This window comes from Dongia sp. (genome assembly GCF_041918875.1).
Classification (GTDB): domain Bacteria; phylum Pseudomonadota; class Alphaproteobacteria; order Dongiales; family Dongiaceae; genus Dongia.
On record NZ_JAYRUV010000018.1, the window covers coordinates 18,859 to 45,565 of the forward strand.

Genomic DNA, 26,707 nt, shown 5'->3' on the forward strand with positions numbered 1-26,707 from the left:
TCATGCTGATGGACGAGGTCCGCGGCGAAGCGTTCCTGCGCAAGTTACCGCAAGATGTCCGGGACAGTCTGACCCCGGCGCAGGCGGAAGCGATCAGCCGCGTGGCACAGGGAACGATTCAGCGTCGGCACCCGGTCGATTTCCGCATTTCCATGCCCTTGCTGTTCGGCGAGCGTGCCTATCTCGTCTTCCTCATCGGCAAGGAAAAGCGATCGACCGCGCGCCTGCAGCTCGAAAAGGAGCTGCGGCCGACCGACCGGCTCAGCCAGATCGTCGTCTTCGGCCTGGGGTTGGCGGCCTTCACGCTGGCGGCCTTCATCGCGCTGCTGTTCCACAACGCGGTCCTGGCGCCGTAAGATCATTTCTGTGCGTAAATTCCTGTTCCTTTCGATCGGCCTTGCCCTGCTGCTGCCGGCGGCGCCGGTCATTGCAGACAGCAAGAAGCTGCCGCCCCTGCCCAAGATCGGCATCGAAGGCAGCGACAACCGCATTCGCGTCGATTCCACGGCGTGGCCCTGGATCGCCATCGGCCGCATCAACCGCGAGGTGGGCGGGCATTGCACGGGCACGCTGATTGCGCCCGATCTGGTGCTGACCGCCGCGCATTGCCTCTATAACAGCAGCGACGGGCGCTGGACCGTGCCCTTCGAGGTGCATTTCGTGGCGGGCTACGATCGCGGTTCCTTTGCCGCGCACGCGCGGGGCAAGACGTTCACCCGCGATCCCGGATACAATCCGAAGAAGGCCACCAGCGTGGGGGAGATGGCGCGCGACTGGGCGATCGTCGAACTGGACCGGAAGCTGCCGCTGCGGCCGGTGCCGCTCACGACCTCCAAGGGCGATATCGTCGCGCGGCAGAAATCGGAAGAGGTGAGTGCCGCCGGCTATAATGGCGACTGGTCGGAGATACTGATGCGCGATGCCGGCTGTCCGCTGGAAGGCGTGCTGGAAGGGCGGCCGCTGATCATCCATCGCTGCGACACGACGTTCGGCGCGTCCGGCGGGCCTTTGCTGCTGATCGATGGCGACAAGGTGGAAATCGTCGGCGTCTTGAGCGGCGTCCTGCAGCTCAAGGACAAGTCAGAACGCGGCGCCGCCGTGCCGGCCTGGTCGATCAGTCCGGCCCTGCCGCGCTGAAGCGCAGCACCAGATAGCCGCAGACTGCCGAGGCGATCGAGCCGCCGAGCACGCCCAGGCGCACTTCCGCCGCCAATGCCGGATCTGGAAAGGCGAGCCCGCCGATGAAGAGCGACATGGTGAAGCCGATTCCCGTCAGCAAGGCGACGCCGTAAAGCTGCGGCCAGCTGGCGCCGCCGGGCCGGCGGCACAGTCGCAGCAGGACGCCGGCCGAAACGGCGGCCAGCACGCCCGCCTGCTTGCCCAGAAAGAGGCCAAGCGCGATGCCGAGCGTCAAGGGATGGAGGAGGGAATCGAGCGACAGGCCGGCCAGACTCACACCGGCATTGGCGAAGGCGAAGATCGGCATCACGCCGAAGCTGACCCATGGATGAAGGCCATGCTCGGCGCGGCTGAGCGGCGAATGTTCCGGATCGCCGGCACCGCGATAGGGAATGAAGAAGGCGACCGCGACGCCGGCCAGCGTCGCATGCACGCCCGACTTCAGCACGCAGACCCAGATGAAGATTCCGATCAGCACATAGGGGGTGATGCGCATGACGCGGAGGCGGTTGAGGATGAGGAGGCCCGCCAGGCCAACGGTCGCCAGCGAGAGCGAGAGCAGCGACAGATCGACCGTGTAAAATATGGCGATGATGACGATGGCGCCCAGATCGTCGATGATGGCCAGTGCCAGCAGGAAAACCTTGAGGCTGGGTGGAACCCGGCCGCCGAGCAATGTGAGCACGGCGAGGGCGAAGGCGATGTCGGTCGCCGCCGGAATGGCCCAGCCACCCAGATATTCGGGGCTGGCGCGATTGACGAGAAAATAGACCAGGGCTGGCGCCGCCATGCCGCCCAGGGCGGCGATGCCGGGCAGGCCCGCCTGGGCCGGGCTCGACAATTCCCCGCCCAGCACTTCGCGCTTGATCTCGAGACCGACCAGAAAGAAGAACACCGCCATCAGCCCGTCATTGACCCACAGGATCAAGGGCTTCAGCAGGCCGAGCGGGCCCAGGGTCACGCCGAAGGGCAGGTCCAGGAAACCCTGGTAGAAGGGCGCGAGGGCGGAATTGCTGCAAATCAGCGCCAGCACGGCCGCCAGCAGCAGCAGGATGCCGCCACTCGATTCAAGCTGCAGGAACTGGCGGAGCGGTGTGAGGGGGGCGAGCATCGGCCTAGAACAAGGCGGCGTTGAGCAGGCGGTGGACGCCGATGCTGGCGGCATATCCGGCACCGATGGCCCAGCTCCATTTCAGATGGCTGAAAAAGGTATAGCTTTCCTTCGCCTGGCCCATGAGGGCGACGCCGGCCGCCGAGCCGATCGAGAGGATCGACCCGCCGACGCCGCAGGTGAGGGTAATGAGGAGCCATTGCCCGTCGCTCATGGTCGGGTCCATCTTGAGGACGGCGAACATCAGCGGGATGTTGTCGACGATCGCCGACAGTGCGCCGATCACGATATTGGCCGTGGTCGGTCCCATGTCGGTATAGAGAAGCTGCGACGAAAGGGCGAGATAGCCCATGGCGCCAAGGCCGCCCACCGCGAAGATGATGCCGAAGAAGAACAGCAGGGTGTCGAATTCGATGCGCTGAATCTCCTTGAAGGAATCGAGCAGCATGTCGGAATCGTCGCGCTTCTTGCTGGCGACGGTCAGGTAATAGGCCCAGAGCTGCAGGTAGCCGAGGCCCAGCATCATGCCGATCGCCGGCGGCAGGTGCAGGAAGTTCTTGAAGGAAACGGCGGTGGCGATCGTAGCGGCAAACAGCAGCATGACGCCCTTCGCGCCCGGCTTCAGAAATGCCCGTTCCTGCTTCGGCGCCGGCTTGGTCTTGGGCAGGGCGAAATGCATCAGCACGGCAGGCACCAGCCAGTTGACGAGCGAAGGAAGAAAAAGGTCGAAGAATTCGGTGAAATGCAGTTTGCCGGCCTGCCAGACCATCAGGGTCGTGATGTCGCCGAAGGGCGAGAAGGCGCCGCCGGCATTGGCCGCCACGACGATATTGACGCAGCCCATGGCAATGAAGACGCGCGAACCGGCACCCAGGGCGACGACAACCGTACCCATGACCAGCGCGGTGGTAAGATTGTCGAGAACGGCGGAGAGCGGAAAGGCGAGGGCGCCGGTCAGCCAGAACAGGCTGCGATAAGAGAGGCCCAACCCCACGAGGCGGGCACGCAGGACGTCAAAAACCCGGCGTTCCTCCAGCGTGTTCACATAGGTGATGGCGACCATCAGGAAGAGGAACAGCTCGCCATATTCGAGGATGATCTGCTCGATCTGGGCATGGGCCGCCTCGGTCTGGCCGACGATGTCATAGCCGACCGCCACCAGGGCCCAGATCAACCCGGCCGCCACCAGGACGGGCTTCGATTTGCGCATCTCGATGGCTTCTTCGCAGACGACGAGGACGTAGGCGGCAACGAAAATGCCAAGAACGGCGAGGCCGGTCCAATGCGTGGTCAGATCGATCACCCGGGTTGCTCCCTCTGCTGGCGCGAAAGGCGCCTAACATAACGAAGGCTGGATGATTCTGTCGCCCGGAATAGGTTTGGGCGGGTTAACGGTTTGATATCTTAAGGAAAACAGCAGTTACGCGAAGCTCGGTAACGCAAGGATGAGCATCATCAGGGCGGAAAAGGCGACGGCTTCGAAGGCGCTGCGGAGACTGAAGGCCATGGCGAACTCCCGTGAGTATCGTTTATGGACCCTTTATGTTCTATTTAGGTTCCAATGTCAAGCATCCGTCATCGCCGTCAGTTCATCGGGAGCGCCTTTCGCCGGTAGGTGCCGCTGGCGAACGCCTCGAACATGTCGCGCAGCAAGGGATGGCGGCACGGCTTGCCGGTCTCGTCCGGCAGCAGGTTCTGCTCCGACACGTAGGCGACATAGGTCGTCTCGGCATTCTCGGCCAGCAGATGGTAGAAGGGCTGATCGCGATGCGGCCGCATTTCGGCCGGAATGGCCTGCAGCCATTCATCGGTGTTGGCAAAGACGGGATCGATGTCGAACACCACCCCGCGGAACGGGTAGACGCGATGCCTGACGATGTCGCCGATATTGAAGCGGGCGGTGTTGCCGCCAGCGTTGCCGTTCTTCCGGGGGCGTTCCTTCATGCCTCTCAATTTGGCGCGATTTGGTCGGGCGTCAAGCCCCGGCAAGGACCGTATCGATCGCACCCAGCAGCTCGGCCCGGGTGAAGGGCTTGGGCAGGATCATGACGGCGCCCAGCCGGTGCGCCATGTGCAGCACATCCATCCTGTCGGTGCGCCCGCCGCCCGAGATGGCGATGATGGGCAGTTCCGGCAGCAGCGCATGCGTGTTCAGGATCAGCTCGATGCCCTCCATGCCCGGCATCAGTATGTCGGTGACGATGAGATGGACGGCCACGCGGCCGAGGCAGGCCAACCCTTCCTTGGCGTCGCTGAAGGCCAGGCATTCGTAGCCGGCGTCGGCGAGCATGCGATCGATCATCCGCAGGATTGCCGGATCGTCATCGATGACAAGGATCTTTCGCTTCTCGCTCACGGCTGGCCCCGGTCTGGCTTATGGGGATTGTCGAGGATCGCCCTGATGCGGCTGGCGAGTTCCTGGCGGCGATATGGCTTGCTCATCAATTCGACGCTGCGATCCACGGTGGCGTTGTTCCTGGCCGCGGCTTCGGCAAACCCCGTCACCAGGAGAACCTTCAAGGCGGGGTAGCGTTCCCTCACCTTGGCGGCCAGGTCGAAGCCGCTGAGGCCGCCCGGCATCACCACATCCGAAAACAGCAGGTCGACATTGGCCCCGTCGGCCAGAATGCCGAGGGCCGCCGGACCGTTCGCCGCCTCGACCACCCGGTAGCCGAGATCGTGAAGCTGGCGGGCCGCCGTCTTGCGCACGGCTTCGTTGTCGTCGACCAGGAGGATGCATTCGCGCCCCGTGGCCGCCACCGTTTCGCCGGCCGTCTCGGTCGCGGCCGGCCGATCCGCCGACTGCGCCCGCGGCAAATAGAGGTTGACGGTCGTGCCGTGCGAAACCTCGCTGTAGATCTTGAGATGCCCGCCCGATTGCTTGGCGAAGCCGAATGCCATGCTGAGGCCGAGGCCGGTCCCCTGGCCGGGCGCCTTCGTGGTGAAGAAAGGCTCCATCACGCGCCCCAATATCTCCGGCGCAATGCCCTGGCCGTTATCGGTGACCGCGATGCGGACATAGTCGCCGGCCGCGACTTCGGCATTGCCGGCGGCATATTGGGCGTCGAGCTGCACGTTGCTGGCCTCGATGGTCAAGGTGCCGCCATTCGGCATGGCGTCGCGCGCATTGATGGCGCAATTGAGCAGGACGCTGTCGAGCTGGCTGGCATCGACCCGACAGGGCCAGATGCCGTCGGGGCAATGCGTCGTGACGGCGATCTGCTCGCCCAGGGTCCGCCGCAGCATCGCCGCAAGCTGCGGCAGATGCTGCCCAAGATCCACCATCTCCGGTTTGAGTGCCTGCCGGCGCGCGAAAGCCAGCATCTGGCGGGTCAAGGCGGCGCCGCGCAGGGCGCCGTCGAGCGCTTCGTTCGCCAGTTCGATATCATCGGGCTTCGTGAGGCGCGGTATCAGCGTATCGATATTGCCGATGACGACGCCCAGCAGATTGTTGAAATCGTGCGCGACGCCGCCGGTAAGCTGGCCCACCGCTTCCATCTTCTGCGCCTGGCGCAAGGTGGCCTCGGTAGCCCGCAAGGCGGTCACGTCGCGCGCGGCGATCACGACGCCAAGGCGGTGACCCTGTTCGTCAAGGATCGGCTGACCGTTTACGAGCATGGTCGCCACCGGTTCGCCCCTGCTCCGGCGCGCCATCACCTCGACATTGTTGACGGACTGGCCGTTCATGACGCGTACCAGGGGCACGTCTTCGTAGGCCATCGGCTTCATATTGCCGTCGAGGATGGCATCGTAGGAGGCGACAATCTCCTTGAACGAGACGGGGCCGTCCGGCAGGCCCTTGGCGCGGGCCGTCGCGTTCATGAAGGCGAGAGTTCCGCTATTGTCGAAGCAGAGGATCATCTCGGACGTATTGTCGAGCACCGCCCGCATGAAGCGCTGCTGTTCCAGCAACTGCTGCTGATTCTGCTCCAGCGCCCGGGCCATGCTGTCCAGGCTCTGCGCCAGCGTGCCGAGCTCGCTGCCGTCGTGGGCGATGCCGCTGCGCACCGAGAGGTCGCCGCCGGCGATGCGCGAACTCAACGCCACCATGTCCTGGACGGGGCGCGATATCATCCGCGTGCTGGTCAGGTAGGAAAGCAAGGTGATGGCGATGGCGATGCCGATCAACAAGGCGACCTTGACGGCCATGCTTTCGTTGATCTCCGCCATGCTCCGGTCGAGCTGCAGTCCGACGGCCAGAAAGATCGGTGTCGTATCGGGATCGCGCTGCAGCTTGACGAGGTGGAAAAAGCTGTCGCTGCCGTTGAGGTCCTGGACGACCAGGTCCGTCTCGGTCGAAACCTTCTGCAGTTCCGCGAACAAGGGCGTTTGGGCGGCGGACTTCGCGGTCCATTCGCCGTTTTCCGGATAGCGCGCCATGACCAGGCCGGACCGTTCGATCAAGGTGAAGCTGGCGTTGAGCGGAAACCCCTGCGCCGCGTCATGCTCGCCGAACCAGGCAAGATCGATCGACGCATAGGCAACGCCCGTGACATCGTCGCCATAGGCCATGATGGGTTGCGCGAAACCGAGAATGGGACGCCTGGATACCCGGCCGATCGCATAGTCGCCGACGGTGAAGCTGCGGCTGTCCACGGCCTGGGTGAACCAGGGGCGGTCCGCGGCCGTCACGCCGATGGCCTTCGGATTGCTGGCGCACAGGGTCGTGCCGCTTTTATCGACGGCGATGATGGTGGCATAGCGCGGCTGCGTGCGCACGAATTCGGCCATCAGTTCCGAACAATCGGGTGCGACCAGATGCTTGACCTGCGGAATGCGCGCGAGCAGATCGAGCGTTCCTTCGACATGGGAGAACACGCGATCGAGCGAACTGACGACCGACTGGGCAAGTTGCCGGCCCTGCTGCTGCGCCTCGCCGACCTGCCGGGCGCGGCTTTCGACCACGTCGTAGGCGATGACCGCCGCCGCCGGCGCCAGCACGAGCAGGATGAGGACCAGCAGGCGGTGCCGCAGCTTGGATACCCAGCGCATTGCCATTGCTCTCCACGGCTATGCTGCGAATTATAAGTGTGAAGGCGGCGAATCCAACAACAATTGACAGTCAGTCGGACATAACCGTTGCTTGCGCGGGTTCATTTTCACCGAGGTCTCCGAAAAACAAGGATCTTGCCGGACTAAAAGCCCATGCTTCATTCTGCTGCGATCCAAATCGGCCATTGAGGACGCCACTTTCATGAGCAAGCCCGTCAAGTTCGCCCCCGTCAGATTCACCGGCACGGATGCCTATATCACGACCCGGGATCTGGAGATCGCCGTGAATGCGGCGATGACGTTGGAAAGACCGCTGCTGGTGAAGGGCGAACCCGGCACCGGCAAGACCGTGCTGGCGCGCGAGGTGGCGCAGGCTCTCAAGATGCCGCTCATCGAATGGCATGTGAAGTCGACCACCAAGGCGGCGCAGGGCCTCTATGAATATGACGCGGTGGCGCGCCTGCGCGACGGGCAGCTGGGCGAAGTCAGGGTCCACGACATCGCCAATTACATCGTGCGCGGCAAATTGTGGGAAGCCTTCACGGCCGACCGCCAAGTGGTGCTGCTCATCGACGAGATCGACAAGGCGGACATCGAATTTCCCAACGATCTGCTGCAGGAACTCGACCGCATGGAGTTCTTCGTCTACGAGACGAAGGAAACGGTGAAGGCGAAGTTCCGCCCGCTGGTCATCATCACCTCGAACAATGAGAAGGAATTGCCGGACGCCTTCCTGCGCCGCTGCTTCTTCCATTTCATCCGTTTCCCCGACCGCGCGACGATGGAGCGGATCGTCGCGGCGCACTATCCCGCGATCAAGCACGATCTGGTGCGGGAGGCCTTGAACCTCTTTTTCGACATCCGCGAGGTGCCGGGGCTGAAGAAGAAGCCGGCCACCTCGGAGCTGCTCGACTGGCTGAAGCTCCTCATGGTCGACGACATCGCGCCGGAGATCCTGAAATCCAACGATCCGAAGATGGTGGTGCCGCCGCTTTACGGTGCACTGCTCAAGAACGAGCAGGATGTGCATCTGTTCGAGCGCGTGGCCTTCCTCGCCCGGCGCGGTCAGTAGCCGATGTTCGCGGGCTTCATCACGAGCTTGCGCAATGAAGGGGTGGCGGTGAGCCTCACCGAATATCTCACCTTGCTCAAGGCGATGCAGGCCCAGGTGGCGGTACTCGACGTCGAGGATTTCTATTATCTCGCCCGCGCCACCCTGGTGAAGGACGAGCGGCTGGTGGATCGGTTCGACCGCGTCTTTGCGCTCTATTTCCAGGGGCTCACCGGCATCGGCGGCGATCTGTTGGCCGAGATTCCCGACGAATGGCTGAAGAAACTGGCCGAGAAATATCTCAGTCCGGAGGAGATGGCGGCGGTCAAGGCGCTGGGTGGATTCGAGAAATTGATGGAGACGCTGCGCCAGCGCCTGGCCGAACAGCAGGAACGCCATGAAGGCGGCTCGAAATGGATCGGCACGGCCGGCACTTCGCCCTTCGGCGCCCATGGCTACAATCCGGAGGGCGTGCGGATCGGGCAGGCGGAATCGCGCCATCGCCGCGCGGTCAAGGTCTGGGACAAGCGCGAATTCAAGGATCTCGATGGCGAGGTCGAGCTTGGCACGCGCGGCATCAAGCTCGCACTGCGGCGGTTGCGGCGCTGGGGGCGCGAGGGCGAGGCCAATGAACTCGACCTCAACGGCACGGTCCGCGCGACGGCGGCCAATGGCGGCGTGCTCGATCTGCATCTGCGGCCCGAGCGGCGCAACAAGGTGAAGGTGCTGCTGCTGCTCGATATCGGCGGGTCGATGGACGATCATATCGAGGAATCGGCGCAGCTATTCTCGGCCGCCAAATCCGAGTTCAAGCATCTGGAGACCTTCTACTTCCACAATTGCCCCTATGAGAAACTGTGGCGCCCAAGAAACGGATCAGGCCGCCGGCGCCACGACGATTTCACGCCGACAACCCAGGTCATGAACACCTACGGGCCGGACTGGTGCCTGATCATCGTCGGCGATGCAACGATGAGCCCCTATGAGATCACCCATGCCGGCGGCTCGGTCGAACATTGGAACGAGGAAGCAGGCGCCCTTTGGCTGGACCGGCTTCTGAAGCACTATCCCAAGGCGGCCTGGATCAATCCCAGGGACACGCATTACTGGGACTTCACCGCCTCGGTGAAGCTGCTGAAACAGACGATGGGCGAGCGCATGTTCCCGCTGACGCTGGATGGCTTGGATGGGGCGTTGAAGGAACTCAGGCGACCGCATTAGAGGTCCGCCCATCCAATTGATGTCAACCTCACGCCATTTTTGTCATGGCCCGCGAAAGCGGGCCATCCATAGACTCGTACACAAGATGGATGGATCCCCGCTTTCGCGGGGATGACAGAGCAAGGGGCGTTTCGCTAATCCTCGCGCCCACGCATCTTCTTGATCTTGGCATAGGCTTCGTTGGCCTGGGCCGCCATGCGGTTGGCCAGGGCCACGAAGTCGGGCGGCAGATCCTTGGCGGCGATATTGTCGGGGTGCACGGGCGTGATCGCCTTATGATAGGCGGTCTTCACTTCCGCATCCGTCGCCGTGTCGGAAATACCCAGAATCTCATAAGGCCCGCGTGCCGGGCGGGTCGAACTTTCCTGCGGGACCACGCGGCGGATCGCGTCCTTGCGGATGATCTCGACCGTGCCGTCGGCGGCTTCGAAGGGCAGGAACTGGCGGTTGTCGTTGAGCGTGTCGCTGACGCGCGTGCCCGGCGCCACGAACAGAGCCATCAGCCGTTCGCTGCCATCGTCCAGCTCGACCTGCATCAGAATCTTGTGGCGGGTCTTCTTGGCATTTGAATTGTCGAACATCCAGCGACTCTGCAACCATTGCTAGGGCAACGGCCAGAGTGCGGCGAAATGGTTAAAAAATGGTGGCGATCACGCCGGCCTTCGCGCGAAGAGCAGCGCGACACCCGGGCCGCACGGCAGGGCCCCCGAAGCGCGCTCGATGCGCTTCATCCAGCGCGGCAGCGCCAACAGGCCGCGCCGATGAAGATCGCAAAATGCACGGGATCGAACATGGTCGGCTCCTGTGGGCTGACACCGGCCCCCTCACCCCAACCCCTCGCCCCGCTTGCGGGGAGAGGGGAGCTTCCCCTCAATACGCAAACTCCTTGAACACCGGGTCGACCGAGCCGGCCCATTTGCCGTGATAGAGGTCGAGCTTCAGTTCGGCCGGCGTCTTGCCGCTGTCGGCGATGATCTGCAGCGGGTTGAGGAAGCCGGATTCGTCCATGCCGCCCAGATCCGCGGCACCACGGCGCTGCAGCCCGGCCCTTGCAATGCCGAGAACCTCGATTGCGATGTCGCGCACCTTGCGGCCGCGGAACGGTGTCCCCAGCGCCAGGCGCGGGACGTCGCGGCGCAGGGCTTCATGCTCGGCGATGGTCCAATCCTTCACCAGATCCCAGGCGGCATCGAGCGCCTGGCCGTCATAAAGAAGGCCTACCCAGAGTGCCGGCAGGGCGCAGAGCCGTTCCCACGGCCCGCCATCGGCGCCGCGCATTTCCAGGAAGCGCTTCAGCCGCACTTCCGGGAAGGCGGTCGTCATGTGGTCGGCCCAATCGCCCGTGGTCGGAATCTCACCCGGCAGCGCCGGCAGCTTTCCCTCGAGGAAGGCGCGGAAGGATTGGCCCGAGGCGTCGATATACTTGCCGTCGCGATAGACGAAATACATCGGCACATCGAGCATGTAATCGACATAGCGCTCGAAGCCCATGCCGTCCTCGAAGACGAAGGGCAGGATGCCGCAGCGGTCGGGGTCGGTGTCGGTCCAGATATGACTGCGGTAGGAGAGGAAGCCGTTGGGCTTGCCCTCGGTGAAGGGCGAATCGGCGAAGAGGGCGGTGGCGATCGGCTGCAGCGCCAGTGAGGTGCGGAACTTCTTCACCATGTCCGCTTCCGACGAGAAATCGAGATTGACCTGCACGGTGCAGGTCCTGAGCATCATGTCGAGACCGAGCTTCCCGCGCTTGGGCATGTATTCGCCCATGATCCTGTAGCGGCCCTTGGGCATCCAGGGCGTGTCGTCGCGCGACCATTTCGGGTTGAAGCCCATGCCGAGAACGCCGATCCCCAGTTCCTCGGAGATGGTCTTGACCTGCTTCAGATGCTGGCCGACCTCGCGACAGGTTTCGTGAATCGTGCGCAAGGGCGCGCCGGATAGTTCGAACTGGCCGCCGGGTTCAAGCGTGATGCTCTCGCCATTCTGCGACATGGCGATGATCTTGCCGTTCTCCTCGATCGGCTCCCAGCCATAGCGGATGAGGCCCTTGAGGAGCGCGCCGATGCCGTTGGGTGCCTCGTAGCTGACGGGGCGCAGCGTCTTGAGATCGTAGACGAACTTCTCGTGCTCGGTGCCGATGCGCCAATCCGATTTGGGTTTGTTGCCTTCGGCGATCCAGTCGATGAGCTGGCTCTTGGCCGTCACCGGTTCGCCGCGCGATTTTGGCGGTGCTGACACGTTGATCCCCCTCTAATCCGGCGATTGGCCGATCGGCGGAAGCGGTGCCGGTGGCCTTTGGGCGCCGTCGCCCAGGATGCTTTGAAAGACCGCGAGCGCTGCCAGCGCCGCGGTGTCGGCGCGCAGGATTCTCGGCCCCAGCCCGACCGGCGTAACAAATGGCAGATTTGAAAGCAGGTCAAGCTCGGAACGCGAAAAACCCCCTTCTGGCCCACAAAGCATGGCCCATGCGTTAGTTTGCCTCACATCCAACTTTAGCTTCGATAACGCTTCGCCGATGGGAAGGGCAGGACCGGCCTCGGCGCAGAGGATGAGATGGCGGCTGGGGTCCCAACCTTGCAGCAGATCGGCGAGCGAAAGAGGCTCGCGAATCTCAGGGAGTGTCAGGCGCTCGGTCTGCTCGGCCGCCTCGATGGCATTGGCCTCAAGCCGATCGCGGTTGAGGCGCGTGGCGCTGGTATGCTGGGTGAAGACGGGCTGGAAGCATGCCACGCCGAGTTCGGTCGCCTTCTCGACCAGGAAATCGACCGCGTCCTTCTTCAAGGGCGCAAAGCAGAGCCAAATATCCGGGACGCCGGCTTGCGGCCGGCGCAGGGTGCCGATTTCGATCTCGACCGCACGCTTGGTGACATTGGCGACGGTGGCCGCGAACTCTCCGTCCCGGCCGTTGAACAGAATCACCGGATCGCCCGCCGCGCGTCGCATGACGTTCTTCAGATAATGTGTCGCCCGCTCGCCGGCGGCGAAAACGGTGCCGGGTTTCAGATCGACGGTCACGTAGAGGCGTGGGATCATGTTCTTGAGCTATTCCAACTGTGCCACTATGGTCGCGGGCGAGAAGCGTAGCCTTAAAAGATGACATGATAAACCGATGAGCGAGGCCGGCGACATTCGCGTTGGGGATTGGATCGACCGCTACGTTCCGGCGGGACTGCGCCCCTATTGCCGCCTGGCGCGGCTCAGCCGGCCGATAGGCACCTGGCTGCTGCTCTTTCCCTGCTGGTGGTCGCTCAGCCTGGCCATGCCGCGAGGGATCGGGCCCGATCTGAAACTGCTGGCCCTCTTCGCGCTGGGTGCCCTCGTCATGCGCGGGGCGGGGTGCACGCTCAACGATATCGTCGACCGGGATATCGATGCCAGGGTGGCGCGGACGGCGACGCGGCCCTTGGCCTCCGGCGCGCTCAGCCTCAGGCAGGCGCTGGTTTTTCTGGCGCTGCAGCTGGCCGTCGGGCTCATCATCCTGCTGCAATTGCCGCTCTTTGCGATTCTGCTGGGGGCCGCCTCGCTGATCCTGGTCGCCGCCTATCCGTTCATGAAGCGCATCACCTGGTGGCCGCAGGCCTTCCTGGGCCTCACCTTCAATTGGGGCGCGCTGCTGGGCTGGGCGGCGATCTGGGGTAACCTCTCCGCTGCACCGATATGGCTTTATGTCGGCGGGCTGTTCTGGACGCTGTTCTACGACACGATCTATGCCCATCAGGACAAGACGGACGATGCGTTGATCGGCGTCAAATCCTCGGCCCGGCGCCTGGGGGCGGCGACCAAGCCCTGGCTGCTGGCCTTCGCCGCCGCGGCGGTGCTGTGCCTTGGCGCCGCCTTGTGGTCGGCGGGGAGCGGGTTCATCGCCTATCTGGGCCTTGCCGGCGTGCTGACGCATCTGCTGTGGCAGCTCTACGACGTCGATATCGACGATCCCGCCGATTGCGATGCCAAGTTCCGCGCCAACCGCTTCATCGGCTGGATCTTGCTTTTCGGCATCGTGCTGGACCGGGCCGCCTGGTGAGCGGCCCCGCGGCCTTCATCCGCCGAGAGACGAGGGTCGCACGCCCCAGCCTGGTGCCGGAACTGAAGCTGCATCTCGCCACCGAAATCAGCCCGATCTGGCGCGCAACGCAGGCCGAACTCGACAATGCCGGTGTCCCACCGCCTTATTGGGCCTTCTGCTGGCCGGGCGGGCAGGCGCTCACGCGCTTTCTCATCGACCAGCGGCAATGGGTGAAGGGCCGGCGCGTGCTCGACTTCGCGGCGGGCAGCGGTATTTCCGGCATTGCCGCGGCGCGCGCGGGTGCGGCGCGGGTGATTGCGGCCGAGATCGACGATTTCGCCGTGGCGGCGATCGCGCTCAACGCGAAGCTCAACAAGGCCAAGGTCGATATCGTCGCCGAAGACCTTGTCGGCCGGATGGATCTGGACCTCGATATCGTATTGGCCGGGGATGTGTGCTACGAGCAGCCGATGGCGGAGCGGGTCCTTGCCTGGTTCGAGCAATTGGCGGAAAGCGGCGTCACCGTGCTGATGGGCGATCCCGGCCGCGCCTATCTGCCGAGGAAAGGCCTCATTGAAATGGCGCGCTATCAAGTGCCCACCTCGACCGAGCTGGAAGACAAGGATATGCGCCTCACTTTGGTCTGGCGCCTCAAGAGTGGAGCGTTATCGTGACCGTGGCGAAGGTGATGGGTCTCTATCGCTATCCCGTGCAGAGCGTGCGCGGCGAGGAATTGAAGGCGGCTACATTCGGGCCGGGCGGGATCGCCGGCGACCGCGCCTATGCCATCGCCGATCTGGAACTGGGTGTCGTCGCCCATGCCAGCCGCGCCAGGAAACAGTACCGGGCGCTCATTAACTGGAATGCGCGCTTTCTGTCGGAGCCACGCTTCGGTGCCGAGATGCCGCCGGTCGAGCTGGACTTTGCCGACGGCACGACGATCCGCAGCGACGATCCGGCGATCGACCGCATCATCAGCGAGCGGCTGGGCATGGAGGCCGCCTTCGTGCGCAATGATGGATCCCGCGTGCCGAAGCTCTACGAACAGAGCCATTGTCATCTGCTGACGAGCGCGACGTTGAAGCGCCTGGCTGAGGAGCATCCGAGCGGCAATTTCGCGCCGGACCGCTTCCGGCCAAATATCCTGCTCGATGCCGGCGATGAAGTGGGCTTTCTTGAACAGGATTGGCTGGGGAGCCAGGTCAAGATCGGCGGCGCCACCTTCGACGTCAACGATGTCTGCAAACGCTGCGCCCTCACCACGCGCGCGCAAGGCGCGTTGCCCGACGATCCCGGGATCCTGCACAGCGCCGCCGTCAACAAGACCATCGCCGGGGTTTATGGTTCTGTGGTGACAGCGGGCGCGGCGAAGGTCGGGGATGGGGTGAAGGTGATGGAGTAGGCGGAGATAAAGGCCCCTCACCCCAACCCCTCTCCCCGGTGGGGCGAGGGGCTTGAAAACAAGGCTCGCTAGAAACTCCCTCGCCCCGCGACAGCGGGGAGCGGGTCGGGGTGAGGGGAAAAAGCCCCGCATCATCATGCGGGGCTTTTCGTTCTCAGCGCCGAACTTACTTGTTCGGCTGCGGTGTCACGCGCAGATACGGCTTGATCTTCTTGTAGCCCTTGGGGAAGAGCTTGTCGGCCTCGGCATCGGGGATGCTGGGCGGGATGATGCAATCCTGGCCGTCGCGCCAGTTGACCGGCGTCGCCACCTTGAAGTTGGCGGTGAGCTGCAGGGAATCGAGGACCCGAATGATTTCGTCGAAATTGCGGCCCGTGCTCATCGGATAGGTGATCTGCAGCTTCACCTTCTTGTCCGGGCCGATGATGAAGACCGAACGCACGGTGGCGGTCTGATCCATGTTCGGGTGGATCATGTCATAGAGTTCCGAGACCTTGCGGTCGGAATCGGCGAGCAGCGGGAAGTTGAGCGCATGGCCCTGCGTTTCCTTGATGTCGCCGACCCAGCCCTGATGTTCCTTGAGGCCGTCGACCGAAAGGCCGATCACCTTGGTGTTGCGCTTGTCGAATTCGGGCTTCAGGCGCGCGACTTCGCCAAGCTCGGTGGTGCAGACCGGGGTGAAATCCTTCGGGTGCGAGAAGAGGACGGCCCAGGAATTGCCGATCCAGTCATGGAACCTGATTCTGCCGTCGGTCGAATCCTGCTCGAAGTCCGGAGCCGTGTCGCCAAGTCGAAGTGTCATGCTTTCCTCCTCTGTGAGATTCGTTATTCGCCGGCGGCGCTGAGGCGCGCCCGCGGCTTGGTGAAGCTGCGGTCGTGGGTCAATGCAGGGACGGCATGGCGCGCCTTGGTGACAAGGGCGGTGTCGATTTCAGCCGTCACCACGCCAACATCTGTTCCGGCATCGGCCAGCACCTTGCCCCAGGGGTCGATGATCAGCGAATGGCCATAGGTGCCGCGACCGTCGGCATGGATGCCGGTTTGCGCCGCCGCGAACATGAAGCAGCCGGTCTCGATGGCGCGGGCGCGCAGGAGCACATGCCAATGCGCCTCGCCCGTGGGCACGGTAAAGGCGGCTGGGCCGGTCAGGAACCGGGCGCCGCCTTGCGCCAGCGCGCGGTGCAGATAGGCAAAGCGCACATCGTAGCAGATGGTAAGGCCGAGCCCACCCCATGGCGTGTCGGCGACGACCGCTTCGACGCCCGGACGCACCTGGGCGGATTCGCGGTGGCTTTCGCCGGTCGGCAGATCGACATCGAACATATGGATCTTGTCGTAACGCGCGACGATCTCACCTTGCGGATTGAAGACGAACTGGCGGTTGGCGATGCGGGTGGGTTCCGCCTTGACCGGCATCGAGCCGATCACCAGCCAGGCGCCGAGATTCCTGGCAAGGTCGGAGAAGGCCGGAATGCCTGGATGCTCCTCCTCGGCCGGCGTCTTGGCCAGTGCCGCCTTCTTGTCCGGCTCGATGATCGTCGTATTCTCGGGCGTCACGATGAGCCGGGCGCCCTGCGCATGGGCGGCGCGGATGAGGTCGCTGGCCGCCGCGATGTTGGGCGCCACGTCGCGTTGCGAGTTCATCTGCACGCAGGCGGCGGTAAAGACGGCATCCGTCATGAGATTGTTCCCTTCAGGTCAAGCGGCCTTAACCGGCCGGTGGAGAGAATTACGGGGCGGCCTGCAGCAGCGGCTTCAGCTTGCCGGCCTGGTCGAGCGCATAGAGGTCGTCGCAGCCGCCGATATGCCGTCCGTCGATGAAAATCTGCGGCACCGAGGTACGGCCGCCGGCGCGCTGGCGCATCTGGTCGCGCAGCTTGACGTCGGTCATGACGTCGATCTCGGTGAATTCGGCGCCGCGTTCCTGCAGCAGCTTCTTGGCGCGGTAGCAGTAGCCGCACAGCATGGTGGTGTAGATTTCAACCTTGGGCATTTACACACCGATCCAAAGGTAAATCAGGCCCCGCCGGACCCTACATAGCCATAATGTCAGGCTTTGACCGGCACTTGACAAGAGGGGCCGGCAGGACGCCGCGCCAGCTTTTCGTCCGCAAAGGCACAATCTTTTTCCGGAATGGCTTTTTACCGGAATGGTTTTTTACCGGAATGGCGGCCGGCGGGGTCAGGCCGCATGGACGACGCGGGCCAAGGCCAGCACATTCACCGTTTCGGCACCGCCTTTACGCAGAATCCTGGCGCAATTCGTGATCGTGGCGCCGGTCGTGACGACATCGTCGACCAGCAGAACGCGCCGGCCGGCGAGGCCGGCCGCCTTGCCTGGATGCAGGGCGAAGGCGCCGGCGACATTGCGCTGGCGCGCCAGGCGCCCAAGATGCCCTTGTTTGCGCGTGGCGCGGCGCCGGACGAGCAAGTCGGGCAGGACCGGCTTGCCGCTCAAGGCGCCCAACGCATTGGCCAGCAAGGCCGCCTGGTTATAGCGCCGGGAGAAGAGGCGCGACCAATGCAGCGGCACGGGCACGACGATATCGCTGTCGGCCAGAATTTCCTGGCCGACCCGGTTGAGCCACGCGCCGAAAGTGGGGGAGAGCGAGGTGCGGTCGGCATGCTTGAAGGCGAGAATGAGATCGCGGCTGGCCTCGTCGTACCGCAGGACCGCCCGCGCCCGGTCGAAAGCGGGTGGCGCCTCGATGCAGGCGCCGCACAGGGCGTCCGGCCCCAGGTCGAATTCGAAGGGCTGGCCGCAGCAGGCGCAGCAGGGTGGCCCCAGAAAGCTCAATTGCTGCCAACAGCCGGGGCAGAGGGCGCCATGGGCTCCCGCCTCCGCCGCGACCACCTGGCCGCATTTGAGGCAGCGCGGCGGCAGGACCGCATCCAGCATGCGCTGCCAGTTGCGCCGCAACGGGCGATGGAGGCTGGCGCCGATATCGGAAAGCATCGTCATGACGTCATTTGACGGCGGACGAGGCAGGGCGTCAACCATTGGCGCAGCTTCCAGCCCCGGGGCAGTTGCGCGGCGCGGCGCGATGGGCATACTCCGCCCCCATGAACGACAAAAGCCTCGTCTTCGACCGCGCACAGCTGCGCCGCCAGCGGCGACGGGCCGCCGCCGGCTTTGCGGCCCACGATTTCCTCTATCGGGAACTGGCCTGGCGCCTGCTCGACCGGCTGGCCGACATACGCCAGGGTTTTCCGCTGGCCGTCGACCTGTCGCCCCGGCCGGGGATGCTCGAGGCGATCCGCCGCGGGATCGATCCACGCCTCGGCGGCATCGAGGCGATGGTCGGCGGTGCGGAAGGTGCCGCGGGTTTGCGCCTCGCCTGCGACGAAGAGGCCCTGCCGTTCCGGGCCGGGAGCCTCGACCTGGTTCTTTCCTGCATGGGCCTGCACTGGGTCAACGATCTGCCTGGCGCCCTGGTCCAGATCCGCGATGCCCTGCGGCCGGACGGGCTGTTTCTGGCGGTGTTGCTTGGCGGGGAGACGCTGACCGAATTGCGGCAGTGCCTGATGGAAGCGGAGCTGGCCGAAGCAAGCGGCGCCAGCCCGCGCGTCTCGCCCATGGTGGGCCTGCGCGATGCGGCGGGCCTGCTGCAGCGCGCGAGCTTTGCCTTGCCGGTGGCCGATGCCGAGACACTGACCGTCACCTACCCGGATGCCATGGCCCTGATGCGCGATCTGCGCGGCATGGGCGAGGGGAATGCGCTGGTCGCGCGCGCGCGCCGACCGCTCGGCCGTCGGGTTCTTGCCCGGGCCAGCGCCCTTTACGCCGCGCGCTTTGCCGGCAGCGATGGCCGGATCGCGGCCACGTTCCAGGCTATCTTCATGACCGGCTGGTCACCCGCCGCCAATCAGCAGCAACCAGCACGCCGGGGCAGCGGCGAGGTCAGCCTGACCGAGTTCTTCGCAAAGAAGCGCTAATTGCCGCTGCCCTGATCCTTGTCGCGCTCGCCGCCGCGGCCACGATTGCGGCCGATGGCGTTGAACCAGCCGTCATCCACCACGGCATCGGCAACTGAAATCATCCCGTCGAGGATTTCGATGCCCCGTGGCGTGATGCGGGCGCTTTGTCCGGAGGTGAGGCTCGCCGTGTCGCCATTGCCCTTGGCGCGGACATTGACGGCGCCCTCCTCGAGGCCCAGCAGCGTGTCGCCATTGGCGCGCACGCCGAGCTTCACATTGGTGCCGCGGATGCTGATGACGGCCGTCGGCGTTTCCAGGTCGATGCCTTGGGGCGGCATCAGGCCGGTGATCCAGCGGAAGGCGCCGCGGCTGAGCGTGAGCGCCGCTTCGCCGGCGGTGGCGTTTTCATCGAAGGCGAACCGGTCGATCCGGACGGTCGCCTCGGCACCGATGGTCAGGCTGGAACCGTCGACGAAACCGATTTCGATGGCGCTGTCCTGGGTCGTTTCGATCAATTCCTCGAAGGCGATGCCGTCGCGCTTTTGCTTCGGGGTCCGCGCACCCTGCGGTTCGGTGCCGTAGACGGCGTTCTGCACGCGCTGCACCAGGCCGACCGGATCGGCCAGGGCCGGTGTGCCGGTCGCGAAGGCGGCGAGCGCGATACACCCGGCTGCCAGAAGTAAGCGCATGTTCAGGCCCCCCGCCGCTATTCGAGTCGGGCCCAATCTCACAGCAAATCGCAGATCATGGCAATGAGCGGCTTGTCGGCGGGCGGCATCGGATAGTCGCCGAGGCGGGTGGGGCGCACCCAGGCCAGATTCTGGCCTTCGCGCCCATGCACCGCACCCTCCCAGCGGCGGCAGACATAAAGCGGCATCAGGAGATGGAAGGTCTCGTAGGCATGCGAGGCGAAGGTGAGCGGGGCGAGGCAGCTTTCCTTGACGTCGATGCCGAGTTCTTCATGGAGTTCGCGGATGAGGGCGGCTTCGGGCGGCTCGCCCTCATGCACCTTGCCGCCGGGAAATTCCCACAGGCCCGCCATGCTCTTGCCCTCGGGGCGCTGCGCCAGCAGCACACGGCCGTCCGCATCGACGAGGGCCGCCGCCACGACCAGCACCGTCTTCCTCGGGTCGCTCATGCCGCGCGACCGGTGGCGCGGAGCCAGTCGTTGCGCCTGAGGCGGCGGTGGATCACCGGCAGGTCGCTATTCTGCGCGCGGGAATGAATTTCACCCTTGCCGCAGATGACGAAGCCGATCTTTTCCAGCACGCGGTGCGAGGCATCGTTGACGGTGACGGCCGAGGCGATGAGTTCGGGCAGTGCGAAATTCTCGAAGGCAAGACGCACCAGGCGTCCGGCGGCCTCGGAAGCGTAACCCCGGCGCCAGTATTCGCGGCCGATCCAATAGCCAAGCTCCGGTCCTTCCGGCGTCTTCTGCAGGCCGACGCAGCCAAGCAGCCGGTCGCCTTCCTTCAAGGCAATGGCGAGGACGATGGCTCCTTCCGGATCGTCGATGAAACGCGACGCCGCCTCGGGTGCCGCTTCCGGCGTGGCGATGAAGTCCAGCGCCATCTTCATGTCATAGGGATAGGGAATGGTCGCGGTGTAGCGCGCCACTTCGAAATCGTTCACGAGGCGGACAATCTCCGGCGCATCGGCCTGGGTGAGCGGCCGCAGGCGCAGGCGTTCCGTCTCGATCTCAGGAACGATAATCGGCATTGATCTCGATATAACGATGGGTGAGGTCGCAGGTCCAGACGCGGGCCGAACCCTTGCCGATTCCGACATCGACGCCGATATGCACGTCGCGCGTCTTGATGTGGGCGGCCACGGGCGCCTCGTCGTAATCGGCGCGGCGCTGGCCGTTCCGCGTGATCTCGACGCCGCCGATGCTGATGGAAAGCTTGTCGCGGTCGGCCTTTTCGCCGGACTTGCCGACGGCCATGACGATGCGTCCCCAATTGGCGTCTTCGCCGGCGATCGCGGTCTTCACCAAAGGTGAATTGGCGATGGAGAGACCGATGCGGCGGGCGGCGGCGGCGCTGGCGGCGCCCGAGACGTCGATGGTGACGAGCTTTTCGGCACCCTCGCCATCCTGCACCACCTGCACGGCAAGATCGGTGAGGAGCGAGTCGAGTGCGGCGCGGAAATCCTTGAGCAGTGGGTCGGTGGCGGCGGCCGGCTTCCTGTGCCTGGGCCCTTGCCCCGTCGCCACCAGCAGCAGCGTGTCGCTGGTCGAGGTGTCGCCGTCCACCGTGATGCAATTGAACGAGCGGTCGGCCGCCTTCGAAAGCAGGGTCTGCAGGATGGCGGCGGGGATCTTGGCGTCGGTGGCGACGAAAGCCAGCATGGTCGCCATGTCCGGCGCGATCATGCCGGAACCCTTGGCGATGCCGTTGAGGGTGACCTCCACATCGCCGATCATGGCCGTGCGCGTCGCCACCTTTTCGAACGTGTCTGTGGTCATGATGGCGCGGGCGGCGTCGTTCCAGGAATCCTCGTGCAGATCCTTGATGAGTGCCGGCAGATTGTCGGTGATGCGGGTATCGTTGAGCGGCTCGCCGATGACGCCGGTGGAGGCGATGAAGACTTCGCGCGGCTGGCACTTTAGATGTTTCGCGGCGGCCTTGATGCAGCGATCGGCGGATTGCACGCCGACCTTGCCGGTGAAGGCATTGGCATTGCCGGCATTGACCAGGATGGCGCGCGCCTTGCCACCCTTCAAATGCTTGCGGCAGAAATCGACCGGTGCCGAACAGGTGAGCGAGCGCGTCAGCACGCCGGCGATGGTGCTGCCGGCGGCAACCTCCATCAGCATGACATCCTTGCGGCCCTTATAGCGGACGCCGCATTCCCTGGCGGCGAGCCGGACACCCTTCAGGGCCGGCAACGGATGAATCACGGTCGGTGCAAGCGGCGAGACCTTGGCGCCCATCTGTCGTCGGCCCTTTCGTCGGGTTGTTGCGTTCGTTCCGGATTACTGGGCCGGCTTCATGCCGCCGGTGGGATCGACGATGTCGAGCTTGGCGGCATCCTTCAGGTCCTTGAAGATCTGCTGGCGCAGTTCCTCGACCAAATCGAGCCGCACCTCTTCTTTCGTCTTGTCGAAGGTCGGCAGCGCCTTGTTGCGATCGCCGGTGACGCGGATGATGTGATAGCCGAACTGGGATTTGACCGGCGCCGTGCTGGTCTCGCCTTCCTTCAAGGCAAACGCGGCATCCTCGAATTCCTTGACCATGGCGCCCTTGGTGAACCAGCCGAGCGCACCGCCATTCTTGGCGGCGCTGGGGTCGATCGACTTTTCCTTGGCCAGCTTCTCGAAATCGCCGCCCTTGTCGAGTTCGGCGATGAGGGCCTTGGCCTCGTCCTCGGTCTTCACCAGGATGTGGCTGGCCGCTATCTCGCGTTCGATCGGCAGCTTCTTCGCATCCTCGTCGAACTTGCCCTTGAGCTCGTCGTAGCGCGCATCGACCTGGGCGTCGGTGACCTTCTCGTCGATGAGTTTCTTGAAGAAGATCTGGCGGATGGCGTTGTCTTCGATCTGGCGGACCGATTCCTGCACCAGGCTCGTCACCTCCGGATCCTTGTCGAGACCGTCGGCGCGGCCCTTCTCGGCCACCAGCTTCAGGAAAATATAGCGGTCGAGCAATTGCGGGAAGAACTGGTCGGCATTGTTGCGGATCTGCGGATCGAGGCCAGCCGCGGAATCGAGGACGTCCTGGCGGGTGATGTCGGTCCCGTTGAGCTTGGCTACCACCAGCTTGGGGTCGGGCTGGCCGGCTGGCGCCGGCGCCGCGGCGGGCGGCTCGGTCGTGCTGCTATTGTCCTGGGCGAAGCCGGGATGGGCCGCGAGGGCGAGGAGGAATCCGGCCGTCAAAGCCTGGCGGAAAATCTGTTTGGCCATGGGATTAGGGGTGTCCTTTGGTGCCTGAAAGCGCTCGCGGGACGGCCGGCCGAAAGGGGCCGCAAACCGCGCGGGCGCCGGGGACTATGCCGAACGGGAACGGCCCTTACAAGCGGAAAGGTCAAGGATTTCCGTGACTTCACCCCAAGTTGACAGGGGCCCGCCCGCGACCTATCTCTTCCCCAACCAGATTCCGGATTTTTAAGGGTTTCTCAGCATGTTCGCGGCGTTGGCGAGGCGGGTCTTCGGATCCGCGAATGACCGTTTTATTAAGAGCCTGGACAAGACGGTCGCCGCGGTGAACGCATTGGAGCCCGAGGTTCAGGTCCTCTCCGACCAGGATCTGCGGGCCCGCACCGATGGCTTGCGCGAGCGCCTCACGAAGGGCGAGAGCCTGGACGACATCCTGCCCGACGCCTTCGCCACCGTCCGGGAAGCTGCCAAGCGCACCCTCGGCCAGCGCCATTTCGACGTCCAGATCAAGGGCGGCCTGGTCCAGCACCAGGGCAAGATTTCCGAAATGAAGACCGGCGAAGGCAAGACGCTGGTGGCGACGCTGGCCGTCTATCTCAACGCGCTCGAAGGCAAGGGCGTGCATGTGGTGACGGTGAACGACTATCTCGCCAGTCGCGACGCCGGCTGGATGGGGCAGGTCTACCGCTTCCTGGGGCTGAGCGTCGGTTCGATCGTCCACGGCCTCAACGATGCCGAGCGCCGCGCCGCCTATGCCTGCGACGTGACCTACGGCACCAATAACGAGTTCGGCTTCGACTATTTGCGCGATAACATGAAGCACCGGGTCGAGGACATGGTGCAGCGGCCCTTCAATTTCGCCATCGTCGACGAAGTGGACAGCATCCTCATCGACGAGGCGCGCACGCCGCTCATCATCTCCGGCCCGACCGAGGACAATTCCGACCTTTATTACAAGGTCGACAAGCTGATCCCGCATCTCGCGGAGGCCGATTTCGAGAAGGATGAAAAGTCGCGCCATGTCACGCTGACCGATGCCGGCAACGAACATATCGAGCAACTGCTGCGCGGCGTCGGCCTGATGAAGGCGGGAACGCTCTACGATACCGGCAATATCAGCCTGGTCCACCACGTCAATCAGGCGCTGCGCGCGCATAAGCTCTTCACGCGCGATGTCGACTATATCGTCAAGGACGACAAGGTCGTCATCATCGACGAATTCACCGGCCGCATGATGGAAGGGCGGCGCTATTCGGAAGGGCTGCACCAGGCGCTCGAGGCCAAGGAAAACGTCTCGATCCAGAACGAGAACCAGACGCTGGCCTCGATCACCTACCAGAACTATTTCCGCATGTATCCGAAGCTTGCCGGCATGACCGGCACGGCGATGACGGAAGCGCCTGAATTTTCGGATATTTACGGCCTCGACGTGGTGGAGATCCCCACCAACGTGCCGGTCAGCCGCAAGGATTACGACGACGAGGTCTATCGGACCGCGGCCGAGAAGTTCAAGGCGATCACCGAACTGGTCGAGGAATGCCGCGCGCGCCAGCAGCCGGTGCTGGTCGGCACCGTGTCGATCGAGAAATCGGAACTCCTGGCCGATTATCTGAAGAAGAAGAAGATTCCGCATTCAGTGCTGAATGCGCGCTATCACGAGCAGGAAGCCTATATCATCGCCGATGCCGGCGTGCCCGGTGCCGTCACCATCGCCACCAACATGGCCGGCCGCGGCACGGACATCCAGCTGGGCGGCAACGTCAAGATGCGCGTCGAGCGCGAATTGAAGGACATGCCGGCGGGGCCAGAGCGCGAAGCGAAGATCGCGGCGATCGTGGCTGAGGTCGAGGCGGCCAAGAAAGTGGCCCTCGAGGCCGGCGGTCTCTTCGTCATCGCGACCGAACGCCATGAAAGCCGGCGCATCGACAACCAGCTGCGCGGCCGCTCGGGCCGCCAGGGCGATCCGGGCGCCTCGCGCTTCTTCCTCAGCCTCGAAGACGATCTCATGCGCATCTTCGGGTCCGAACGCATGGACACGATGCTGAAGCGTCTGGGCCTCAAGGAAGGCGAGGCCATCGTCCATCCCTGGATCAACAAGGCGCTGGAAAAGGCGCAGCAGAAGGTCGAAGCGCGCAATTTCGAGATCCGCAAGAACCTGCTCAAATTCGACAACGTGATGAACGACCAGCGCAAGGTCGTTTACGAACAGCGCAAGGAGATGATGGCGGCCCCCGACCTCAAGGAAGAGGTCCTCTCGATGCGCCATGAAGTGATCGAGGATCTGATCGGCCGCTATGTGCCGGAGAAGGCCTTTGCCGAACAGTGGGATGTGAACGGCCTGCATGAGGAGGTGCTGCGCATCTTCGCGCTCGACCTGCCGTTCGTCGATTGGGCCAAGGAAGAGGGTATCGCCGACGAGGCGATGCGCGAGCGCCTGGTCGAGGCCGTGGATCGCAAGATGGCCGAGAAGGCCGCCAATATCGGTCCCGACCTGATGCGCGCCATCGAGAAATCGCTGGTCCTGCAGGTGCTCGATCAGAATTGGAAAGAGCATCTGCTGGCCATGGACCATCTGCGCCATGCCATCGGCCTGCGCGCCTATGGCCAGCGCGATCCGCTGAACGAATATAAGCGCGAAGGCTTCGAGATGTTCGAAGGCATGCTGGACCGCCTGCGCGAACAGGCGACCTCGATGCTCTCCCATATCGAAGTGCGCGCCGAAGCGCCGCAACCGGCGGCCCCGCTACCTGCCGCGCCGGGCGGGATCGACAAGAACAATCCAGCGACCTGGGCCAATCTCAACCGCAATGCCGAATGTCCCTGCGGCTCGGGGAAGAAATACAAGCACTGCCACGGGCAATTAACGGCGTAGAGCAAGCCCGGTCGCACCATCCCCCTCTCCCTGACCCTCTCCCACGTTGGGGAGAGGGTATCGTCCGCCCCGACAAGCTCGTCCGGATTCCCTCACCCCAACGTGGGGGAGGGCTAGGGAGAGGGGGGCTTATTTTGCGAACCTGTCCGTCGCTTCGATCAGCTGGTGCAGGATGCCTGGTTCGTCGAAGGCGTGGCCAGCATCGTCGACGATGACGAAATCGGCTTCGGGCCAGGCCTTGTGCAATTCCCAGGCGGTGACGGCTGGGGTGCAGATGTCGTAGCGGCCTTGGATGATGATGCCGGGAATGTTCCTGAGCTTCCCCGCGTCGCGGATGAGCTGGTCGGGTTCCAGCCAGCCGTGATTGACGAAATAATGATTCTCGATCCGCGCGAAGGCGAGGGCGAACTGGTCCTGGCCGTAATTGCTGCTGTTCTGCTTGTTGGGCAGCAGCTTGATGGTGCTGCCTTCCCAAACGCTCCAGGCGCGTGCCGCTTCGAGCTGGGCCTTGGGGTCGCTGCCGGTCAGGCGCTTGCGATAGGCGCCGACCAGGTCGCCGCGCTCCGGCTCCGGAATGGGGGCGAGGAACGATTCCCAAAGATCGGGGAACAGGTTCGATGCGCCGTCCTGATAGTACCAGGCGATCTCGCGCGGCTTCAGAGTGAAGATGCCGCGCACGACCAGTTCGCTCACATGCTCGGGATGGGTTTCGGCATAGGCGAGCGCCAGGGTCGAGCCCCAGGAGCCGCCGAAGACCTGCCATTTGTCGACGCCCATGACGGCGCGCAGCTTCTCGATATCCTTCACCAGATCCCAGGTCGTGTTGTTCTCCAGACTGGCATGGGGTTTGGAGCGGCCGCAGCCGCGCTGGTCGAACAGCAGGACGCGGTACTTCTTCGGATCGAACAGGCGGCGATGCGCCGGACTGCAGCCGGCGCCGGGACCGCCATGCAGGAACACGGCCGGCTTTCCCTCCGGATTGCCGCTGATTTCCCAATAGACCTGGTGGCCGTCGCCGGTTTCGAGGATGCCGGTGCGATAGGGTTCGATCGCCGGGTAGAGCGTGCGCATGCTGTTATCCGTC

The 26,707-nt window shown here is 64.2% G+C and carries 27 protein-coding genes; 9 read left to right on the forward strand and 18 right to left on the reverse strand.

Annotated elements, in window-relative coordinates:
• The first annotated feature begins 2 nt into the window (after positions 1-2).
• The gene (locus ACE3TY_RS17610; protein ID WP_374655371.1) at positions 3-356 is read left to right on the forward strand and encodes a hypothetical protein; all 354 of its coding nucleotides are present in this window, start codon (positions 3-5) and stop codon (positions 354-356) included.
• Positions 357-366: 10 nt separating this feature from the next.
• The gene (locus ACE3TY_RS17615; protein ID WP_374655373.1) at positions 367-1,137 is read left to right on the forward strand and encodes a serine protease; all 771 of its coding nucleotides are present in this window, start codon (positions 367-369) and stop codon (positions 1,135-1,137) included.
• Here the strand turns inward: ACE3TY_RS17615 and nhaA are convergent.
• From nhaA to ACE3TY_RS17640, 5 genes are all read right to left on the reverse strand, one after another.
• Positions 1,115-2,290, reverse strand: a complete 1,176-nt coding sequence (gene nhaA, locus ACE3TY_RS17620; protein WP_374655375.1) for a Na+/H+ antiporter NhaA — start codon at positions 2,288-2,290, stop codon at positions 1,115-1,117. The two genes, ACE3TY_RS17615 and nhaA, sit on opposite strands and share 23 nt — an antisense overlap.
• Positions 2,291-2,294: 4 nt before the next feature.
• Entirely contained in the window at positions 2,295-3,593 is a 1,299-nt protein-coding gene (gene nhaD, locus ACE3TY_RS17625) for a sodium:proton antiporter NhaD (RefSeq protein ID WP_374655377.1), read from the reverse strand.
• Between the two features lie 281 nt (positions 3,594-3,874).
• Positions 3,875-4,234: a heat shock protein HspQ gene (gene hspQ / locus ACE3TY_RS17630; protein ID WP_374655379.1), complete on the reverse strand. Its 360-nt coding sequence runs from the start codon at positions 4,232-4,234 to the stop codon at positions 3,875-3,877.
• 31 nt (positions 4,235-4,265) lie between these two features.
• Positions 4,266-4,646: a response regulator gene (locus ACE3TY_RS17635; RefSeq protein ID WP_374655381.1), complete on the reverse strand. Its 381-nt coding sequence runs from the start codon at positions 4,644-4,646 to the stop codon at positions 4,266-4,268.
• Positions 4,643-7,282, reverse strand: a complete 2,640-nt coding sequence (locus tag ACE3TY_RS17640) for a response regulator (RefSeq protein ID WP_374655383.1) — start codon at positions 7,280-7,282, stop codon at positions 4,643-4,645. The genes ACE3TY_RS17635 and ACE3TY_RS17640 overlap by 4 nt, the downstream gene beginning before the upstream one ends.
• 202 nt (positions 7,283-7,484) lie before the next feature.
• On the opposite strand from ACE3TY_RS17640, the gene ACE3TY_RS17645 reads away from it, so the two are divergent.
• Positions 7,485-8,354 (forward strand): AAA family ATPase, encoded by an 870-nt coding sequence (locus tag ACE3TY_RS17645; RefSeq protein ID WP_374655385.1) that lies wholly within the window; start codon positions 7,485-7,487, stop codon positions 8,352-8,354.
• Between the two features lie 3 nt (positions 8,355-8,357).
• Positions 8,358-9,554, forward strand: a complete 1,197-nt coding sequence (locus tag ACE3TY_RS17650) for a VWA domain-containing protein (protein WP_374655387.1) — start codon at positions 8,358-8,360, stop codon at positions 9,552-9,554.
• Between the two features lie 134 nt (positions 9,555-9,688).
• Here the strand turns inward: ACE3TY_RS17650 and ACE3TY_RS17655 are convergent, their stop codons facing one another.
• From ACE3TY_RS17655 to ACE3TY_RS17665, 3 genes are all read right to left on the reverse strand, one after another.
• Positions 9,689-10,135, reverse strand: a complete 447-nt coding sequence (locus ACE3TY_RS17655) for a DnaJ family molecular chaperone (RefSeq protein WP_374655389.1) — start codon at positions 10,133-10,135, stop codon at positions 9,689-9,691.
• Between the two features lie 289 nt (positions 10,136-10,424).
• Positions 10,425-11,789 carry a glutamate--cysteine ligase gene (locus ACE3TY_RS17660; protein ID WP_374655391.1) on the reverse strand — a complete coding sequence of 455 codons (1,365 nt, stop codon included), beginning with the start codon at positions 11,787-11,789 and terminating at the stop codon, positions 10,425-10,427.
• A 12-nt stretch (positions 11,790-11,801) separates the two neighbouring features.
• Positions 11,802-12,584 carry a 16S rRNA (uracil(1498)-N(3))-methyltransferase gene (locus ACE3TY_RS17665; RefSeq protein WP_374655393.1) on the reverse strand — a complete coding sequence of 261 codons (783 nt, stop codon included), beginning with the start codon at positions 12,582-12,584 and terminating at the stop codon, positions 11,802-11,804.
• Between the two features lie 76 nt (positions 12,585-12,660).
• On the opposite strand from ACE3TY_RS17665, the gene ubiA reads away from it, so the two are divergent.
• The 3 genes from ubiA to ACE3TY_RS17680 are packed head-to-tail and all read left to right on the forward strand — an operon-like array spanning position 12,661 to position 14,956.
• Positions 12,661-13,572 (forward strand): 4-hydroxybenzoate octaprenyltransferase, encoded by a 912-nt coding sequence (ubiA, locus tag ACE3TY_RS17670; protein ID WP_374655395.1) that lies wholly within the window; start codon positions 12,661-12,663, stop codon positions 13,570-13,572.
• Entirely contained in the window at positions 13,569-14,228 is a 660-nt protein-coding gene (locus tag ACE3TY_RS17675) for a methyltransferase (protein ID WP_374655397.1), read from the forward strand. Before ubiA ends, ACE3TY_RS17675 begins: the two co-directional genes overlap by 4 nt.
• Positions 14,225-14,956, forward strand: a complete 732-nt coding sequence (locus ACE3TY_RS17680; protein WP_374655399.1) for an MOSC domain-containing protein — start codon at positions 14,225-14,227, stop codon at positions 14,954-14,956. The genes ACE3TY_RS17675 and ACE3TY_RS17680 overlap by 4 nt, the downstream gene beginning before the upstream one ends.
• Positions 14,957-15,122: 166 nt before the next feature.
• On the opposite strand, the gene ACE3TY_RS17685 is transcribed toward ACE3TY_RS17680, so the two are convergent.
• The 4 genes from ACE3TY_RS17685 to ACE3TY_RS17700 all read right to left on the reverse strand — a co-directional run bounded on the left by ACE3TY_RS17685 (position 15,123) and on the right by ACE3TY_RS17700 (position 17,918).
• Entirely contained in the window at positions 15,123-15,758 is a 636-nt protein-coding gene (locus ACE3TY_RS17685) for a peroxiredoxin (protein ID WP_374655401.1), read from the reverse strand.
• 23 nt (positions 15,759-15,781) lie between these two features.
• Positions 15,782-16,636 carry a carbon-nitrogen hydrolase family protein gene (locus ACE3TY_RS17690; protein WP_374655403.1) on the reverse strand — a complete coding sequence of 285 codons (855 nt, stop codon included), beginning with the start codon at positions 16,634-16,636 and terminating at the stop codon, positions 15,782-15,784.
• 49 nt (positions 16,637-16,685) lie between these two features.
• Positions 16,686-16,949, reverse strand: coding sequence for a glutaredoxin 3 (gene grxC / locus ACE3TY_RS17695; protein ID WP_374655405.1), 264 nt, complete (start codon positions 16,947-16,949; stop codon positions 16,686-16,688).
• A gap of 189 nt (positions 16,950-17,138) precedes the next feature.
• Positions 17,139-17,918, reverse strand: coding sequence for a ComF family protein (locus ACE3TY_RS17700; RefSeq protein ID WP_374655407.1), 780 nt, complete (start codon positions 17,916-17,918; stop codon positions 17,139-17,141).
• Between the two features lie 101 nt (positions 17,919-18,019).
• Here ACE3TY_RS17700 and ACE3TY_RS17705 point away from each other — a divergent pair, with 101 nt between their 5' ends.
• Entirely contained in the window at positions 18,020-18,892 is an 873-nt protein-coding gene (locus ACE3TY_RS17705) for a methyltransferase domain-containing protein (RefSeq protein WP_374655409.1), read from the forward strand.
• Here the strand turns inward: ACE3TY_RS17705 and ACE3TY_RS17710 are convergent.
• From ACE3TY_RS17710 to ACE3TY_RS17730, 5 genes are read right to left on the reverse strand one after another with little or no spacing between them, the layout of a single operon-like run.
• A complete protein-coding gene (locus ACE3TY_RS17710) occupies positions 18,889-19,563 on the reverse strand; it encodes a FecR domain-containing protein (RefSeq protein WP_374655411.1) in 675 nt (224 codons plus the stop codon). The genes ACE3TY_RS17705 and ACE3TY_RS17710 overlap by 4 nt on opposite strands.
• A 38-nt stretch (positions 19,564-19,601) precedes the next feature.
• On the reverse strand, positions 19,602-20,012 hold the full coding sequence (locus ACE3TY_RS17715; protein WP_374655413.1) for a (deoxy)nucleoside triphosphate pyrophosphohydrolase: 411 nt from the start codon (positions 20,010-20,012) through the stop codon (positions 19,602-19,604).
• Positions 20,009-20,593, reverse strand: a complete 585-nt coding sequence (locus ACE3TY_RS17720; protein WP_374655415.1) for a GNAT family N-acetyltransferase — start codon at positions 20,591-20,593, stop codon at positions 20,009-20,011. The genes ACE3TY_RS17715 and ACE3TY_RS17720 overlap by 4 nt, the downstream gene beginning before the upstream one ends.
• The gene (gene argJ, locus ACE3TY_RS17725) at positions 20,574-21,809 is read right to left on the reverse strand and encodes a bifunctional glutamate N-acetyltransferase/amino-acid acetyltransferase ArgJ (protein ID WP_374655417.1); all 1,236 of its coding nucleotides are present in this window, start codon (positions 21,807-21,809) and stop codon (positions 20,574-20,576) included. The genes ACE3TY_RS17720 and argJ overlap by 20 nt, the downstream gene beginning before the upstream one ends.
• Before the next feature lie 42 nt (positions 21,810-21,851).
• Complete coding sequence (locus tag ACE3TY_RS17730; protein WP_374655419.1) at positions 21,852-22,778, reverse strand: peptidylprolyl isomerase; 927 nt, start codon at positions 22,776-22,778, stop codon at positions 21,852-21,854.
• 217 nt (positions 22,779-22,995) lie between these two features.
• Between ACE3TY_RS17730 and secA the strand changes: the two genes are divergently transcribed.
• A complete protein-coding gene (gene secA / locus ACE3TY_RS17735; RefSeq protein ID WP_374655421.1) occupies positions 22,996-25,623 on the forward strand; it encodes a preprotein translocase subunit SecA in 2,628 nt (875 codons plus the stop codon).
• Between the two features lie 129 nt (positions 25,624-25,752).
• Here the strand turns inward: secA and pip are convergent, their stop codons facing one another.
• Positions 25,753-26,694, reverse strand: a complete 942-nt coding sequence (gene pip, locus ACE3TY_RS17740) for a prolyl aminopeptidase (protein WP_374655423.1) — start codon at positions 26,692-26,694, stop codon at positions 25,753-25,755.
• Positions 26,695-26,707: the final 13 nt, after the last annotated feature.

What these genes read in the sequence shown, in the direction of transcription:
- ACE3TY_RS17655 (WP_374655389.1), bottom strand. Translation starts at nt 10,135, where the DNA reads ATGTTCGACAATTCAAATGCCAAGAAGACCCGCCACAAGATTCTGATG.
- ACE3TY_RS17730 (WP_374655419.1), bottom strand. Translation starts at nt 22,778, where the DNA reads ATGGCCAAACAGATTTTCCGCCAGGCTTTGACGGCCGGATTCCTCCTC.
- ACE3TY_RS17610 (WP_374655371.1), top strand. Translation starts at nt 3, where the DNA reads ATGCTGATGGACGAGGTCCGCGGCGAAGCGTTCCTGCGCAAGTTACCG.
- grxC (WP_374655405.1), bottom strand. Translation starts at nt 16,949, where the DNA reads ATGCCCAAGGTTGAAATCTACACCACCATGCTGTGCGGCTACTGCTAC.
- ACE3TY_RS17720 (WP_374655415.1), bottom strand. Translation starts at nt 20,593, where the DNA reads ATGCCGATTATCGTTCCTGAGATCGAGACGGAACGCCTGCGCCTGCGG.
- ACE3TY_RS17640 (WP_374655383.1), bottom strand. Translation starts at nt 7,282, where the DNA reads ATGCGCTGGGTATCCAAGCTGCGGCACCGCCTGCTGGTCCTCATCCTG.
- ACE3TY_RS17650 (WP_374655387.1), top strand. Translation starts at nt 8,358, where the DNA reads ATGTTCGCGGGCTTCATCACGAGCTTGCGCAATGAAGGGGTGGCGGTG.
- ubiA (WP_374655395.1), top strand. Translation starts at nt 12,661, where the DNA reads ATGAGCGAGGCCGGCGACATTCGCGTTGGGGATTGGATCGACCGCTAC.
- ACE3TY_RS17705 (WP_374655409.1), top strand. Translation starts at nt 18,020, where the DNA reads ATGAACGACAAAAGCCTCGTCTTCGACCGCGCACAGCTGCGCCGCCAG.
- nhaA (WP_374655375.1), bottom strand. Translation starts at nt 2,290, where the DNA reads ATGCTCGCCCCCCTCACACCGCTCCGCCAGTTCCTGCAGCTTGAATCG.
- hspQ (WP_374655379.1), bottom strand. Translation starts at nt 4,234, where the DNA reads ATGAAGGAACGCCCCCGGAAGAACGGCAACGCTGGCGGCAACACCGCC.
- ACE3TY_RS17700 (WP_374655407.1), bottom strand. Translation starts at nt 17,918, where the DNA reads ATGACGATGCTTTCCGATATCGGCGCCAGCCTCCATCGCCCGTTGCGG.
- ACE3TY_RS17665 (WP_374655393.1), bottom strand. Translation starts at nt 12,584, where the DNA reads ATGATCCCACGCCTCTACGTGACCGTCGATCTGAAACCCGGCACCGTT.
- ACE3TY_RS17690 (WP_374655403.1), bottom strand. Translation starts at nt 16,636, where the DNA reads ATGACGGATGCCGTCTTTACCGCCGCCTGCGTGCAGATGAACTCGCAA.
- secA (WP_374655421.1), top strand. Translation starts at nt 22,996, where the DNA reads ATGTTCGCGGCGTTGGCGAGGCGGGTCTTCGGATCCGCGAATGACCGT.
- ACE3TY_RS17685 (WP_374655401.1), bottom strand. Translation starts at nt 15,758, where the DNA reads ATGACACTTCGACTTGGCGACACGGCTCCGGACTTCGAGCAGGATTCG.
- argJ (WP_374655417.1), bottom strand. Translation starts at nt 21,809, where the DNA reads ATGGGCGCCAAGGTCTCGCCGCTTGCACCGACCGTGATTCATCCGTTG.
- pip (WP_374655423.1), bottom strand. Translation starts at nt 26,694, where the DNA reads ATGCGCACGCTCTACCCGGCGATCGAACCCTATCGCACCGGCATCCTC.
- ACE3TY_RS17710 (WP_374655411.1), bottom strand. Translation starts at nt 19,563, where the DNA reads ATGCGCTTACTTCTGGCAGCCGGGTGTATCGCGCTCGCCGCCTTCGCG.
- ACE3TY_RS17645 (WP_374655385.1), top strand. Translation starts at nt 7,485, where the DNA reads ATGAGCAAGCCCGTCAAGTTCGCCCCCGTCAGATTCACCGGCACGGAT.
- ACE3TY_RS17715 (WP_374655413.1), bottom strand. Translation starts at nt 20,012, where the DNA reads ATGAGCGACCCGAGGAAGACGGTGCTGGTCGTGGCGGCGGCCCTCGTC.